We start from the raw sequence: 290 nt of genomic DNA, 5'->3' as shown, positions 1-290 counted from the left end.
GACGTCTCCTCATCGGTGAGACGTCCATCCTTGTGTACGAATCAGAACAAAGCAAGAACTTTAGGCCGCGCAGGCCTCAAACCCTTGGCGCAGTTCGGCCTCGTTCAGATCGCGGCCGATGAAGACCGCGCGGCTCCAGCGGCGTTCGGCGGCGCCCCATTCGCGTTGCAGGTCGCCTTCCAGGATCATGTGAACGGCCTGGAAGACTAGGCGGCGATCCTCGCCCTTCACGTCGATGATGCCCTTGGCGCGCAGGATGTTTTGACCCTGCTCGCCCAGCAGCCGGTCCA

1 protein-coding gene is annotated in these 290 nt (G+C 62.4%); it reads right to left on the bottom strand.

The features are described 5' to 3' along the window. Window positions 1-60: 60 nt before the first annotated feature. Window positions 61-290, bottom strand: a 230-nt coding sequence (locus tag CVH10_RS19560) for a GTP-binding protein (RefSeq protein WP_146143117.1), incomplete at its 5' end; no start/stop codon positions are given.

It is taken from the genome of Halomonas sp. ND22Bw, from assembly GCF_003011945.1.
Classification (GTDB): Bacteria; Pseudomonadota; Gammaproteobacteria; order Pseudomonadales; family Halomonadaceae; genus Halomonas; species Halomonas halophila.
This window is presented reverse-complemented; position numbering and strand designations above follow the sequence as displayed.